General features: G+C 27.7%; 10 protein-coding genes and 1 tRNA gene. 6 read left to right on the top strand and 5 right to left on the bottom strand.

Going from position 1 to position 16040, the window contains the following annotated elements:
* Window positions 1–201 precede the first annotated feature (201 nt).
* The 3 genes from NMG68_RS01290 to NMG68_RS01280 form a co-directional block, all read right to left on the bottom strand.
* On the bottom strand, window positions 202–6096 hold the full coding sequence (locus tag NMG68_RS01290; protein ID WP_255034893.1) for an InlB B-repeat-containing protein: 5895 nt from the start codon (window positions 6094–6096) through the stop codon (window positions 202–204).
* A gap of 252 nt (window positions 6097–6348) precedes the next feature.
* On the bottom strand, window positions 6349–7059 hold the full coding sequence (locus NMG68_RS01285) for a YgjP family zinc-dependent metalloprotease (RefSeq protein ID WP_255034892.1): 711 nt from the start codon (window positions 7057–7059) through the stop codon (window positions 6349–6351).
* 100 nt (window positions 7060–7159) lie between these two features.
* Window positions 7160–7717: an inorganic diphosphatase gene (locus NMG68_RS01280; protein ID WP_255034891.1), complete on the bottom strand. Its 558-nt coding sequence runs from the start codon at window positions 7715–7717 to the stop codon at window positions 7160–7162.
* Between the two features lie 82 nt (window positions 7718–7799).
* Here NMG68_RS01280 and NMG68_RS03920 point away from each other — a divergent pair, with 82 nt between their 5' ends.
* Complete coding sequence (locus NMG68_RS03920; protein ID WP_369127947.1) at window positions 7800–8486, top strand: MPN527 family putative ECF transporter permease subunit; 687 nt, start codon at window positions 7800–7802, stop codon at window positions 8484–8486.
* A 118-nt stretch (window positions 8487–8604) separates the two neighbouring features.
* Here NMG68_RS03920 and NMG68_RS01275 read toward each other — a convergent pair.
* Together NMG68_RS01275 and NMG68_RS01270 are read right to left on the bottom strand one after the other, a co-directional pair.
* Window positions 8605–8690: transfer RNA gene (locus tag NMG68_RS01275), tRNA-Leu, on the bottom strand.
* Between the two features lie 70 nt (window positions 8691–8760).
* Complete coding sequence (locus NMG68_RS01270; protein WP_255034890.1) at window positions 8761–11646, bottom strand: arsenic metallochaperone ArsD family protein; 2886 nt, start codon at window positions 11644–11646, stop codon at window positions 8761–8763.
* A 158-nt stretch (window positions 11647–11804) separates the two neighbouring features.
* Between NMG68_RS01270 and NMG68_RS01265 the strand changes: the two genes are divergently transcribed.
* From NMG68_RS01265 to NMG68_RS01245, 5 genes are read left to right on the top strand one after another with little or no spacing between them, the layout of a single operon-like run.
* Window positions 11805–12701 carry an HAD-IIB family hydrolase gene (locus NMG68_RS01265; protein WP_255034889.1) on the top strand — a complete coding sequence of 299 codons (897 nt, stop codon included), beginning with the start codon at window positions 11805–11807 and terminating at the stop codon, window positions 12699–12701.
* 7 nt (window positions 12702–12708) lie between these two features.
* Window positions 12709–13407 (top strand): PHP domain-containing protein, encoded by a 699-nt coding sequence (locus NMG68_RS01260; RefSeq protein WP_255034888.1) that lies wholly within the window; start codon window positions 12709–12711, stop codon window positions 13405–13407.
* 24 nt (window positions 13408–13431) lie between these two features.
* Window positions 13432–15108, top strand: a complete 1677-nt coding sequence (locus tag NMG68_RS01255; RefSeq protein ID WP_255034887.1) for an ATP-binding protein — start codon at window positions 13432–13434, stop codon at window positions 15106–15108.
* Window positions 15101–15442 (top strand): hypothetical protein, encoded by a 342-nt coding sequence (locus NMG68_RS01250; protein ID WP_255034886.1) that lies wholly within the window; start codon window positions 15101–15103, stop codon window positions 15440–15442. The genes NMG68_RS01255 and NMG68_RS01250 overlap by 8 nt, the downstream gene beginning before the upstream one ends.
* Window positions 15435–15929, top strand: a complete 495-nt coding sequence (locus tag NMG68_RS01245) for an NAD(P)H-dependent oxidoreductase (protein ID WP_255034885.1) — start codon at window positions 15435–15437, stop codon at window positions 15927–15929. Before NMG68_RS01250 ends, NMG68_RS01245 begins: the two co-directional genes overlap by 8 nt.
* Window positions 15930–16040 lie beyond the last annotated feature (111 nt).

Below are 16040 nucleotides of genomic sequence, written 5' to 3'. Positions count from 1 at the left end.
TAAATAAACTAATTTAATCTACGGTTTACTTAATTAATATTATCAACCAATAAACCTTAATATTTCTTCAATAAGTTATAGCATTCTACAACTTTGTAGATTAATTAGGTTCAATAAAACAAAATAATGCAACACATAAAGTGTTGCATTATTTTTCTTTTTATGAAATACCTCTAAAACTAAAGTATATCTTTTTTATAGTTATCTAGTCATTCTTTTCTTTCTTCTACTAAAGAAGTAAGCAATAGCACCAATTATACCTACCGCTCCAACTGTAGGAATTGTAGCAGCTAGAATAGTTGTTAAATTTGATTTATTGTTAGTTGCTGGTTTGTCATCAATAGTTGTATTACCTTTTAATACAAATGAATAACTCTTTTCAACTGCTTTATTTGTTTCTTCATCTACAATCAAGTATTTGATTGTAATTGTTTTATCTTCGGTTGAATCATTAACAATCTCAGTAGGTTCTGTGTACAACGGACTATCAACTGTTGGAGTTTGATCACCAATTGAATAATAAATCTTGTAATTCTTAGGTTTATTAATAAGAATAGTTGCTTTATTAGTATTCTCGGGATCTGGAACAACAACGTTTAATTCAACATCTTTTTTAGACTTATCAAATTGTGGAACTAATCGTTCAGCTGTTACATTTAACGAAATATCGTTTTGATCAATCTTATCATTTAGAATAATATGACCATTAATTGATAAGTTCTTGAATTTTTGACCATCAACTTCCTTGTCACTAGAAGTTATATTATTTAAATCCCAATTAACCGGAAGATTTATAGAACCCGCTGAATCAGTTCAAACTTTAAGTTCATTAGGTAACTTAAGATCGCTGTTAGTCATATCACAATCAGGTTTAACAACCATGACATCAATTCAACTAATTCCAGTTAATTTCGGTTTATTGTTTGAAGATTGGTTTGATGATTCGCTGTTGGTTATATCGTTATTTGTTGGTTGGTTATTTGTTGATTCATTAGAATTATTCGAATCTAAATAATCGCTAGAATTATCGTTGGTGTTAGATTCGGTATTTGAATATTCTCAATCATCAGATTCAATTTCATTTTCTTCAACATATCCTGGTGGTTTTTCGCTTGCAGGTTTTATTAAATAATTAGTAAAACTTTTATTCGAATCAAGAATATATCAAGGCGTTTCTAAATCTTTATTATCGTTGATATATGCTTTTGCGGTATAAAGCCCAGGTTTTTGTTCATCACCATTGTTAACATATAATCTTAATTTATCATTTCCAACTAAATTAGTCGGTCTAGCCTTAACTTTTCTATTATCGTTTTCATAACGTATTTGATTGTTTTTTCATTCAACGTTTAATACTTTTTTATAAACGATTAGATTTTCAAAAAGCGTTACCGATTTATTGTTACTTGAAGTATAAACTATTCTTACGTATTGCCCTGGACCTTCATAATCATTTTTAAATGCTGTAATAATTTTACCTGAAGTATTATAAGTTAAAACAGCTTTACCATCCACTACATCAGCTTCACAAACAAAAGTAGAATCACGGAAAATTCTAACCTTACCGTTAGTAGCATTTTGCTGGTTTTTTTCATTCTTTACTGAAACTGAAATAGAAAGATTTTCTCCGTATACTACATGATCTTTTTTATTTTCTAAAGCAATTGTATAAGATGCATTTTTATTTTCATCAGTAGAATCTGTCGAATATATAGCACTAACTTCAGGAGATTCATTATATAAATTATTACCTAAGAATTTAGCCTTAAAAACATAGTTTGTATCAGGGTTAAGATTATCGAAATTCGGAGAATCTTGTCAAGAATTACCATTAACCTTGTATTGAACCTTTGTATTGTTAGGGCTGGTAATCGGATTTAAGTGGATACTAGTTTTTGAAACTGATGATAATGTTATTTTTAAAGGGGCGTTTTGATTAGATTTACTTATAATCGGAACTATATCTTTTGTAATAACACCAAGATCTTTATCATGATTGCTAGGAACGAATACCGCCTTATATGATTTAGTTTGATTTACTTCTGGTTTTTCATGTAAAGTTGTTAAATTCTTATTACCATCCCATTGTCAATTTCCAGAAACTACTCTACCATTATTTTTAACAACACCACCAGATATAGATATATCTTTTAATTCTGTTCCGTAAGTGGCAGTTGCTGTTGGATCTGTTTCGATTTGAAGATTATTAGAATTATTAGAAGTAGGCAATGTAACGCTTTTACCATCACTAACACCACTTTCTAGATAATAATCATTACCACCATACTTCATATAAACTGTATATTTTTTTCCTGGTGTTAATTCAGTAAATAGCGATGATGGTTGTCAATTGGTTCCATCTAATGAATATAGTGTTTCCGTGCCATTTTTACTTGAATAATCATTAACTTTAATGCTATTTTTTGTGTAATATTCTATATCGATATATAAAGTTCTAATTTGCTTAGCTTTTTCAATATCAACATTAACATCAACTACTAAATCTTTATAAACGTCTGTTTTCTTTGGAACAAAAACAGCCTTATATCTTTTACTGGTTGATGGTGTAGGTTTTTTTAAGAAATCTTGAACAGCCCACTTTCAATTACCTTCAATAACATTATTTTCAGCATCTTTCACAACACCTTTTGAGGTGATAGCTAAATCAGAAAAAGCAACTCCATACTGACTTTTTGCACTTAAATTACCATTGAAATACAGCTGTTTTAAACCATCTTTATTAATACTTAATAATCAGTTAGCAGTTTGAGTTTGTCTTCCGTCATTCGATAAATATTTTATCGTTAAGTTATGATCACCATATCCTAAAAAACTAGATCTATCAAATAAGATTTCAGCCTTACCTTCAATATCTATTGATTGTTCTTTAAGAACATTATTATTAAATAATATCTGAATCTTACCATTAGTTAATGGCACATCATTTTTACTAACTTGGAATTTATATGTGAATGACTCACCCATTAATATCGATTTTTCTTTAGAAGAACCTTCAATCACAATAGCATTGCTATCTTTATTAATAGTGTAAGTTTTTTGTCAATATTCATCAGGAATGCCGCTAGCTAACTTATAATATTTAGCTTTTTCACCGCCAATTCCAGTAATATACGCACTATATTTACCAGCTTTTTGATTTCTAGCATTATTTACTTTTATGAATACTTTATCATCGTCATTATTATAAATTGAATTGCTTACTATTTTAGCTTTAACATATTTACCATCACCTTCTTTCCGGTTTTGATAATCGTCTCAAATAATTTCGTTATTTTCTATTATTGAAGGAGAAAAAGTAATTTTAAGAGGTTTTTTTATGATTTTTGAATTATCATTTCATACTAATTCAAAATCGTTATCACCTAACTCCATTTCTAGTTTTTGACCAATCGGACTGATACCAAAAACTGCATCTCCTTCATCTCAATTAGGAGTAATTTCATGACCTTTAAAAATTAATTTAAGATCTTGATTAGTTTTCTTATCTCCATTTTTATAAAGACTTACACGATATAAACCAGAAGAACCATAAGTTATAGCGTTGGTATTATTTTTAACTGATATTTGATAATCATCTTCTCTTGCTAAAATATGACCATTAGTTGTTATTTCATATTTTGGATTATCACTTACAAATAAACTTGGAATGTTTATACTACCTGTAGTTGTATTATCAACAAAAAGTCCGGTACCTTTCTTTATATAATGAACACCAATTTTATTAGATGAGTTTGTTATGCTTCCGTTATTCTTAAACTTAATTTTTGAAATAGCGCTATCATCATTACTGTACTTTTTGTACTCTAACGCAATATTACTTATAGTATTTCTTGTTTCATCTCGATTGTTAGTAATATTAACAGGACCAGAAATAGTTATAGAGTTTAAAGCATCTTTTATAGCGCCACCATACGCATATTCTCCTTGAACAATATTATTAGAAATATTCCCTCCAGCTAGTTCAATAAATGCTCCGTGTCTAAGAGCTGCAATAGCTCCACCCCCACCGTCTTGGGAATTTGCATCATAATTAACTCTGTTGTTTGATATTTCACCACCAGCTAAAATAAACTTAGCATTAGCATTAACTGCAACAGCTCCACCAACATAATCAGAACTGTTATTTTTTAATTCACCAGAAACTAATTTTGCCGTTCCTTTTTCAACATAAATAGCACCACCGCGACCATAGCTACTAGATATAGAATGATTATTGTTAATCTTAGCTCCATCTATTAATAAAGAACCGCCCTTACTATTCATATAAATAGCACCACCGTTTCTTCCGCTATTATTTGAATAAGTACCGTTTTTAATTAGAACTTTATTATTCTTCCCAGATATTTCGATAGCACCACTTGAAAGAACCATCCCCTTACCACCGAAAATACCTTCGTTAATATTATTAGGATCCTTACCAACAAAACTTACATTATGATTATCACCTGTAACTTTGAAAACTGGACCACCTCTGAAACCATTGATTTTGTGCCCGTTATACAAAATACTTATATCTTTGTTTATTTCGATAGTACTAGTAACATTAATATCGCTAGATAATTCTATTTGCGTAAATCCTTTTGCTAAGGCTGTTTTTAGTTGTTCTTCTGAACTAACTGTTGTTTTATCGCCTGAATTGTTATATTGACTTGGTTCATTATATGTCGGTTCGCTAAAATTGTTAGGCTTATTTCTAGTCATTTCTTCTCATGAATCATTTCTAGCTTTTAAAATAATTATATTTGATATATTCTCATATTTACCAGCACCATTAATAACAGTAGGTTTACCGTCTATGTAATATACTTTCTTATAGTAAATTGCTGAATGTTGGAATACATCATTGTCATTACTATTAGTAAGATAAATGCCATCAACATAACCTTGATCATCATATGTTGCACCAAAAATAGTAAATGCATGGATAGCAAATACAATACTTATTGCTCCACCATTTTCAACAATATAATTGATTCAATCGTTAAACTTTTTTGTATTACTTACATCAGTTTCAACATAATCATTTAATTTTAAATTAAGTGATTTGAAATACCCTCCTGTACCAGGATATTTATCTCAACCATTAAAGAATCAGTTCAATGATCATATTTGTCTACCACCACGGGGATTTGTATTTTGGAAGGTGTCTTTCATCTTTTCAAATAAATTAGAATGATAACCTTTTCTATTTGGAATATTAGCAAATCCGTTAGGTATATTTAAATTATAGTCATCAATATATTCTCTGTTTTGCAACATTCAGTATTCCAACATATTAGAACCTGAAGCCGCTCAACAAAGTGGTAATTCACCTTGAAAAACATCATAGAAACCAAAGTATGGTTCTCATCTAACTTCTTTGGTTCCGTTTCATGGAATAAAATCTTTCTCTTCAGGAGGAACGATACCTCTCGCTCATTTTGTTGAATTCTTATACTTAGGATTATTTCCACCTGTATTAAGATCTTTAATTATTCATCTAGCATAAATTGTCGTATCTGTATCAGGCATAGTGAAACTAGCATAATCGATTCACTTTCTTAAACCTTCTTTAGTATCAGCTCATCCATCAAAGAAACGACCATCAAAAAATAAATTACCTTCTGAACCAGGTAAATTGATTGTTGATCCTGGCTTAACTCAAAGATTTACCAATTCAGAAGAAGCGCCAATTGTATTGAATGTTAATTTTTTAGCATTTGTTGATCAAATTGCATATAAAGTAACGTTCCCGTTACCAAAAAATGCGCCCCTATCAACATATCTAGGATTTTCATCACTAGGATTCGTTCCTCATCCTATGAACTTATATCCGTTTCTAGAAAATTTATTTTTAGGAATAGGGTCACGATCTTTTAATAGAGCGTTATTCATAACCCCAGTACCACCATTAGCGTTAAATGATATCAGATTTTTTCCTGATTCATTTCTAAGTGTAGTGGCTGAATTATTAACTAAATTAGGAGATCAAAATTGATTTTTAATATTACCACTTAATAGTGATATTAAAAATGTGCTAGAAAAAACTGTAGTCGATAATAATTTAGTAATAAAACTTTTCTTTATGCTTTTCATATATATATCTATATATAGATTAGTCTAATCTCTAAAAATATTCATATTTACAAAAATGAATGAATTATAGTTTTAGTCTATAATCATTCATTTATTAGATCAATCTTTTTGATAGTTAATAAGAATACTAATCTTATGTTATCAAACTATATTATAAATTATTATTTTCATTATGTATATACTTGATCGATATGGAAAATAGATTAATAACAATAATCTACTTATCAAATTCGGAAAATAATTTTTAATATTTTAACTACTCTTCAGTAATTTATTAAGTTCTTTTCAATTAGGTAAATAATGTTCTACAATCTTGTAGAACTTTTTTGTATGATTAGTTTCGATTAAATGAACCATTTCATGAACCATGACATACAATAAGCATTCAATTGGTTTCTTAATTAATCTTAAACTAATTCAGATTCGTTTTTTATCAACATTACAAGTACCTCATTTAGTTTTCATATTCTTAACTCGGTATTCATTAGCTTTGATGTTCATTTTTAGTTCAAGTTCATTAATAATCGGTTTCATTGCTTGTAACAAAAGCTTTCTATATCAATTATTAAAGATTTTTTCTCTTTGCATATGGTTTAGGTGTTTATCAACTTTGAAGATAATCTGATTATCTTCAATAGCTATACTTGGTTTGTGCTTAGAATCAATTAGAACTAACTTATGTGGTTTATTTCAAAGATAAATAATTTCATTATCTTGATAGGTATTATTATATAGTTTAGCTACTGCTAACACCTTTTGTTTAGATTTATTAATAAACTCCAGTTTTTTTAATACAAACGAAACAACAAACTGATCCGTACAATTTAAAGGACAACTAACAATAATATCGCCATAAGGAGGTTTGATCTTTAGATAGATATTCTTAATCCCTTTTTTCTTTATGATCTTAATATCATAATTAAGAACTCTTATGATTTTATTATTGCTTGTTAATCTAGCCATATCTTTATTAACTAAATATTGTTATATTACATTTAATTGATTTGCATAAAAAATATAAGTCGCAATAAATGCGACTTATAATAATTAATGCTAAATATAACTATTCTTCGTATTTAACTGGGTACATTTTTTTCATCTTAGCGATGAATTCTTCTTTAGGTAGTGATCCGTAGTTCTTCATTAAAGTTACACAATTCTTGTATTCTTGAATTGCTCATTCAACATCTCTGAAACCTTTAACAACAACTTTTTTGTTTTGTAATAGTTTGTAAGTTTCAAAGAATCCTTTGATTTCTTTAAGGTGGTGATTACCTAAATCGTTTAATGTTTTAATGTTTTCAAAACGTTTATCACAAGAAATAACACCTATTAGCTTGTTGTCGGTTTCACCAGCATCAACCATTCCCATTACACCGATAATTCTTACAGGCACAATAGTTCCCGGCTGAAATGCTTGGTTAGCTATCACTAAACAATCTAATTCATCTCCATCTCAGTCTAAAGCTTCTTTGATGAATCCATAGTTATGTGGGTATACTTCAGATCCATATAAAATACGATCTACAGATATTTGACCTGTTTTACGATCGTATTCATATTTAACGTTTGAACCTTTAGGAATCTCGATTGTTACATTCAGTTCTAATAAATTTGACATTATTAATCTAATTAATTTCTATTAATATAATAATACTTTATTATATTTTATATATAAATAAATTTATATTTATAATAACCACGTGCTAATACAAAAGAAAGATAAGAAAAAGAATAATAATTATAGTTTTAACTTTAAATTATCATTTAACGCTAGTATGCTAGCGTTAGCTATTATATTTGCTTATTTTTCATCTTTAATAAAAATCCCTTTTTTTAGTTCACTCTCTTTAACAATTGACATCTCAATTGTTTTTTTATTGCCCGTTATTTATATTAGCTCTTTAATATCTGCGTTAATGTTGTCATTAACGCTATCTCTCGTTCATTTTATATGAAACCCTAGTAATTGGATAGGAATAATATTTTTAACGATTATTAATGTGTTTGTGATTTTAATTTTTTGTTTTTTAAATTGACTTTTTAATAAAACTAATTTAAAAAACAAAAAAATTAAATGGTTAATTATCTGGATGTTGATTATACCAATATCTATGGTGTTATTTTCAGCTATAAACGGGATACTGATTACTCCATTGTATTGATGGTGGTTTAGAGCTGTTAAAACAATTAATTTTATAGAAATAGCTAATTATTACAATTCAACTAACAATTTAAGGTTCTTTTTATTGTTTATAGATGATTATTGAACCGGAATTTTCGCTTTGTATTCATTCTTTAATTTTGCGAAATTTAGTTTAATTGCTTTTTTTGCTATTCCTTTATTAATTTTCTTTCAACACAATTTATTTACAAAAAATTTATTTTAATGTTTTTTAAGTATTTAGATGATAAATTGTAATTTTTTACATAAATTTTGCTTATGCGCAAAAAAAATTGGCATCAACCAAGGATGCCAAGTTAGTTAGTTTATTAGTTATTAGTTATTGGTCCTGGAGATGAGACTTGAACTCACATAGGATAGATCCTGTCAGATTTTGAGTCTGATGCGTCTGCCATTCCGCCACTCCAGGTTAAAAACTTAACACTATTATTCTAACATAATCATAAAATGTAAAGGTTTTTAGTGTTTTAGTAATTAAATTATTTTCTTTGTTGGTTTTGATAACGATTAGGAGGTATGTTTCTTTGTTGATTCATTAAATTATCAACATAAGCGTTGCTAAATTTAGGGGAATTATAGAAATTTTGATTATTTTTATCATGAACTATTCTTCAAGTAAGAGCATCAATCTTTTTTAACCAATTGATATTAATTCCAAACATACTTGAAATCTCTTCATTTGTCGGATAGCTACCAAAATGTAAAATATCATTATTATCCATAATTACAGGTAACTTGAAATTAGTTTTCTTTAAATGATTTATTAGTTTAGGATTACTCAAGAATATATCCTTATGATCTTTTAAGTTATAACGGTAACAAGCAACACCATTATCAATGAAGTAGCGTTGTAATAGTTGTAGTTTTGTTTTTAACAACCGCATACCTAAATCATCACCTTCTGTTTTAGAAATCACTGAAGATTCAAATAAGTAAACTTTGAGTTTTTCATTAAACTGGCGATGCTGAGCAACATCAATCATCTTCATAAGCTCACCATATTGTTTTTCTATTAACGAACCCTTCTTGCTATCGTTAACAAGATTTTTTTCATAATCATCAATGATTTCTTTGAATGAAGATAACAATTGTTTTTCATTGTGTTTCTTTTTTTCAATTTCAATATAGTCTCGTAAAGAAAAACCATAAAATCTCAAAACAAAGATAATTCCGATTCACACTAACGGAACAAAAAATACGATTGAAGCAATAATAATAAATCTAAACACCCAACTAGGATTAGCTCCAAATCCGTAATAACGATACTTAAAATTTAATCCAGGGATTGATTCATAATAATTTTTGACTAAAGGATTTTGAACAAGAGCTTGCATTTTAAATGATTGATTCATTAGATCCAAATCTTCTTTTTTAATTAAAAGTAGAAGATTTGGTCTACGATTATTAGTCCCTCGGTTGTATTTTATAAATAAATTAATGTACTGATTCTTAATACGATAATCATCTCCATAAGGAGTAATTATTTTTTGTACATTATAAACAAAAAGATCATCATTACCAGGGTTTAGCAATAACTCACCATTACCAAGATAAGCATCTCTTGCTGATATAGTATTTTGATAATTATTATCGATTATTAATTGATCAGTTGCTTCATCGATCGAAAAATTGAATAACGATAATGCATTAAGATTAGAATTATTAGAATCCAAATACACTAAGATATTTTGAATTCCGTTTAACGAAACTACATTCTTAATCGGGTAGATACCAAAATTAGAATCATTCGAAATTTGTTGAGTTTTATCTAAAATATTTTGATTGATTGATGTTATTGGTCTTGAGATGTATCCACCATTTTTTTTCTCAACAACATACACAAGAGCTACTTTATTATTAACATTCTGCTTCTTTTTAGATCAAAAAATAATAATTGTATTGTTTGCAGTATCATCTCTAATTGAAGCATAATTAGCTGAGCTGATCGAATTAACATAATTATCTCAGTTATATTTATCATTTCCTGAACCAAAATGATTCATTAAAGTTGAAGGCGGTTGAATTACATAATATCTATCGTTTGTATCAAAAACAATCGTAAGATCATTAAATTGCATAGTAAAAGCACCGAAATCAAACCCAAAAGAAAAATTCGATACATTGTTATAAAAATAATTTGAAGTTGAAGATAATTTGGATTTTAGTCTTAATTCTTCTTTATTATTAAATAACTCACCATTGTTATTAAAGTTAAAATCTTCATAACCAGAAACGGTTAAAAACATTGGGTTAAGTTTTTTTAGATTCGTATTCGGACTATCTTCTATAGGTGATACAAATGCGCCTAAAGAATCTAAAACTGTTAAATTTAATCTAAATGTCCCTAATAATTGAAGATCAGTGCTATTACTTCTAACAGGTTTTACATCGTTATCCCCAAAATTTAGAACATTATCATCACCAATAGAAAAACTACCACCAATTTGAATCTGTCCAGTATCTGAGATTACTTTAGCTCCTGCTATCGCACCACGAATCACATAACTAAACCGATCATCTTCAAAAATCGGTAAATTGACAGATTTATTGTTATTATTGTGATTTACTCATCCTCCTATCAAAACAGCATAAGGTCATCCGATAACGCTATTAAGATTCTTATCAATTCTGAAAATACCTAATGATTGAAACCTATCACTTATCATTGGATCAATATTTCCATTACCACCAACAATATAGATATTTTGACGATAAATAACCACATTAGCTAAATTGGATAAGTAGTTATTATAAGAAAAAACAAACTGACCGTTATTTGTTAAACCTACAGTATTTTTTAAAAACTCTGGACTGTTATTTCAAGATGAAGGGATATTACTAATTAATGACTGAGGATCAATAAAAATTTCAGCTTGAAAATCAACCCTTTTATTAATATCTCGATCAAGATTTTCTTTTAACTTAGTAATTGAACCAAAACCAGTTGGATCACCATTAGAATAAGCTCTAATAGCAATTTCATCATTATTCTTAGGCGCTGTTAAAACATAAAAAGAACTAGGATCATTAGTATCTTGAATTACTTCAATAACATGGCGACTAACAGAGTTTCTGCTTTCAAAACGATAAATTCATAAAGTGTTATAAAAATAATCTGTGCGATAAATGTCGCTATCATTTTCTCCAGAGATAAAAATATAACCACCATTAGTTAGTTTCAAGCCATTAAAATTGTTATTATGCTCATAACCAGGTTTTTGTGTTGGATCAAATTTTTCAATACTTTTTCTATAAATTGATCCGTTATCATTTATAGTATCTGTAGTGTTGCTAACAGATAATTCTGCTTGATTTTTTAATCGATTTGAGTAAATAAAACCATTATTATTACTAGGTTTTAGCAAACCAAACAGCAATAACAACAGTAAAGATAATAGGAATGTTAGACTGATAAAAATCAGTTTTTTTAGCTTACGTATTAACACTCTATACTATTTTCTTATAATATTTATTTTAAATTTAAAGATTATTGTATTTTAAAATTATAATAACTGCAAAAAATATGAGTTTAATAAATACGAAATTCGTTTATACTGATTTAGACGATACTATCATTACTTCTAAGAAAGAATCTAAGTTCTTATATAAAGGTCAAAGATACAAAGATCTATTCGATGTTCCAGCTGAAGTTGTTGAAGCTTTTCAAAAACTTATTAAAAAAGGAATATACACTGGAATAGCAACTGGTAGAGATTACCGTAAGGTATATCCATTATTAGCTAGCACTGATATGTTTAATTTACCTACGATTACTGACGACGGTGCTTGTGTTTTTATTAACAATAAATGTGTTAAAGCTACATTTATTGATCGTTCAGTAATTAATCGCTTCATAAAATTAGCTAAGAAATTTAAGAACATATCTTATACAATTAATACTCCTTATGGGGTTTATGTTTCTAAGAATAAATCTTGATGAACATTACAAGATGAATTCATTAATGAGAAATATCCTAATGAGATGTTTAAATTAAGATATGTTGATCTGTCTAAAGTAACTAATTTTTACAACGATCAAATCACTGCTATGACAATTAGCACTAAACCAATCGCACTTAAACCATTAACTCAGCGTGAAACTGATTTCTTTATTGATTTAAGTAATTATGGTAATGTTCGCGTTACCAAATACAAACAAGACGTAGTAATTCGTCCAAATGAATCTAAAGCTAGTGGTATTTTCTGAGTAAAGAATAACTTTAATAACAAGATTACTAAAGATAATACAATTTGTTTTGGGGATAATCACAACGATGTAGATATGTTTAAGTGATCGAATTTAAGTGTTGCTGTAAATAATGCTAAAGACGTTTATAAATCATTTGCAAAATATCTAGCTGATGATTGTCAAAACTTTGGTGTTGCTAAATTTATTAACCAACACTTGCTAGAGGACTAATAAAAGAATGTCAAAACAAATTGTTGATCTTCATATTCATAGCCATAATTCGATGTATATAGGAGAAAAACAAGTTCCTAAAACTATTTTTAGCGGTGATAAATACTTATCTACACTAAAAGAAAATAATGTCAGAGCATTTAGTTTTACTGATCATGATACTTTTAGTGATACTTTTTATTTTGAACTGCAAGATTTAATAAGTAAAATCGATGATTATAAGATTTCAATCTTTCCTGGGGTCGAATTTAGAATTAAATCTAAAAATAGAATTAAGGGTGCTGATTGCAACTTTGTTTTTGACAACCAATTATCTAAAGAACGAATTCAAGAACTTTCTAGACTTGTAAGTAAGTTGCAATCTAGAAAACATGGTGCTGATATTAAAACATTAGTTAAGCATTTTAGCAATGCTAACTATGTTTTTTTTATTATCCCAGATGTCGGTAAATCTGGAAGTTGTTCTTATGAGGATTTTCAAGATGTTATTGAATATGTTAAATATGTTGAATGTGATAAGAACAATAGTAATCGCTTATCCAATCTAATTAAACAAGGATTAAATATTGATTACAAGCAAGTATTTTTTAGCGATTGTCATAATATTAATAACTATCATTTGAAGCCTTCAAAAACTTTAATTAACGTAAATGAAAATAAAATTATTGACTTTGAAGATTTAAAAAATCTTCTTTTTATAGAATAAAAACATATATTTATATGAAGGTATATGATTGAACAAAAATACATAAAACAATTGGTATTGAGCAATAGTTCAATAACCCAAACCTTAGAATTTGATAAGGGTGTAAATGTTATTATCGGAACTAAAGGAGGAGGTAAATCTACCTTATTAAAAATCCTTTATGCATTGCATAATAATGTAGCTACTTATGACAAGGAAATTAATGAAATTACCAATCAATTCGGATTCAGTATCAAAAAGTTAGTCTATTCTAACGGCGACACTATTGAGTGATCGAGAGTTAGAAACAAAGAAAAAGATACTGTTAAAAGAGGAGATTTTGTAAAACAAGACGATGATATCAAAACGCAATTTGATATCATCCAAAAATTTAAAAAGGAAAAAAATAAATTCCTATCAAACACCTCTGAGATAGTTGCTAATAATTTAAAACCTTTTTTTGAAAAATATATTGAAGGTATCGATGAAATAGATGATGATTTATCCAAATTAAATAATTTCGCTTTTGGCGACATTTTTAAATTGAATAACGCTAAAAATAGAGTTATTTTAGAACAGTTACAAGATTTTTTAAAAGTTTCAACTAATCAAGAACTTTTAAAAAATAACGAAGTAGCTGCTAAAAAACATGATGAATTATTAAGTATTTTAGATAAATTTAATAATGAGTTAAACCAAAATATTAAGTATTTTGATAGTGATTTTTTTATTGATCAAGAAGGTTATGAAACAGTTGTTAAAGCTCTTGATATAATCCGTGGTATCCACTATAAAAATATTCAAAGTAAGAAATTTGATAACATCAAGTACATAGCATCGCAAAAAGCTTATGAGCATTATCAAAAACTTTTATCTGAATCAGAAGATATTACTAACAGAATAGCATCAGCCCCAAAATTACTGGATGATTATTTTGAAAAGATCGGTAAATCTATCGCTACTAATTTTGCATTTTTTGATGGTTTCAAAAGAGAAAATTTCTACGCAATACCAATTAAAAATAAAACTATCAGCGAAAGCGATCCTGATATTGAATTTGGAATTGATCTTAAGTTTAACATTCATGAAACTAATCAAAATGATGTATTCTTATATGATTTTTTATCTAAATTTTTATATAAACCTAGTGGTAAAGATTCAACTGATAAGGCTGAATGAGTTTCTTATAATATCGGAAAAAACATTAAAAAAAGTATAGATAAAATTTCTGATCAATTAAAAGAAAATTTTACCAAAAATCTATCAGATAATATAACGGTTTTGTTGAATGGTAAGGATTACAAAAAATTGTCATTAGGAACAAGATCTAGTTATGGTGTAAGTAGAGTTATCAGAAATTGTACTTCATCTATCTTATTCTTAGACCAACCTGAAGATAATGTTGATAGTTATACGATTACTAAAACATTAATACCTGAACTTAATAATAATAAGAACATTAACCAAATATTTGTTGTTACCCATAATGCCAATACAGGGGTTTTAACTAATCCATCAACAACTACTGTGTGTTCTTTTACTAATAACGATTTAGCTAATTCTTATCGCCAAACGAGTTTTAGGGATAAAATAGAAATAATCGAAAACGAAATAATTAATACCAATCCTTCAATTCACTATTTAGAAGGCGGTGACAAAGCATTAAATGACAGATATGAAAAATTAATTAAGAATATCAAGGAAGACAGCCAAAATGAATAAATTGTATTTTTATAAAGAAAACGACGATTATATCGTTGAATTAAAAAATGAAGCAGGGAAATCAGTTAATAAATTTATATTTTCTGAAACTAAAGATAAACCTGATTTTCAAAAAGGTTTATTAGAACTAGGTACATACATTCAACCTGAAGTTGCTGAAAGCGATAAATTCAACTTAGAATTAGTAGAATTATCCGATGAGCAAAAAAAGGATAATGTTTTAAAAACATTTTATGATGTATTTGATAAGTTTGTTGTCTCATTTAAGCAACAATATATCGAAACACAAAAAGAAATAAGTAGACGTTTAAAAGAATGAAATAAAGATGAATAAAATAGTTGTTATTTCTTGTTCAAATACCGATATAAAAAAATCAATTAACTATGATTTAGCTAATAAAATAGCTACCATGGGTTCATTTGATTTTATTAACTTGGTAGATTATCAAGTGGATTATTTTTCAAACGACATTATGGATAATGTCCCTGATAAAATCAAAGAACTAAGCGAAAAAATAAATCAATACAATGAATTAATTTTAGTTACACCTGAAATTAATGGTTATTTACCAAGCTTTGCTAAAAATATTTTTGATTGATTATCACTTAATAAGAAGTGATTAACAAATAAAAAAGCTTATGTATTATCAGCTACACCAGGAATGAAGGGCGGCCCTAAAGTAAGAAGATTACTATCCGATTTTTTAGGTTATTTTGGCGCAGAAATTTTTGGATCAGTTGGTTTCAGTGATTACCAATTAAATCAAGACCGTAAAAAGGAGATTCAAGAATTTGTTAACAGCGTTATTTCAAACTCATAATTTTTATAAATTTCAAATTCTTAGATATAAATACCAATTAAAACTTAATCCAAAAGAATGATTAATAAAAAAGACGAGCTAAATTAGCTCGTCTTTTTTATTTTGTTTGTA

Source organism: Mycoplasma bradburyae, assembly GCF_024338845.1.
Classification (GTDB): domain Bacteria; phylum Bacillota_I; class Bacilli_A; order Mycoplasmatales; family Mycoplasmoidaceae; genus Mycoplasmoides; species Mycoplasmoides bradburyae.
Note: the sequence above shows the minus strand (reverse complement) of the source record. Positions and strands in the feature narration are given on the sequence as shown.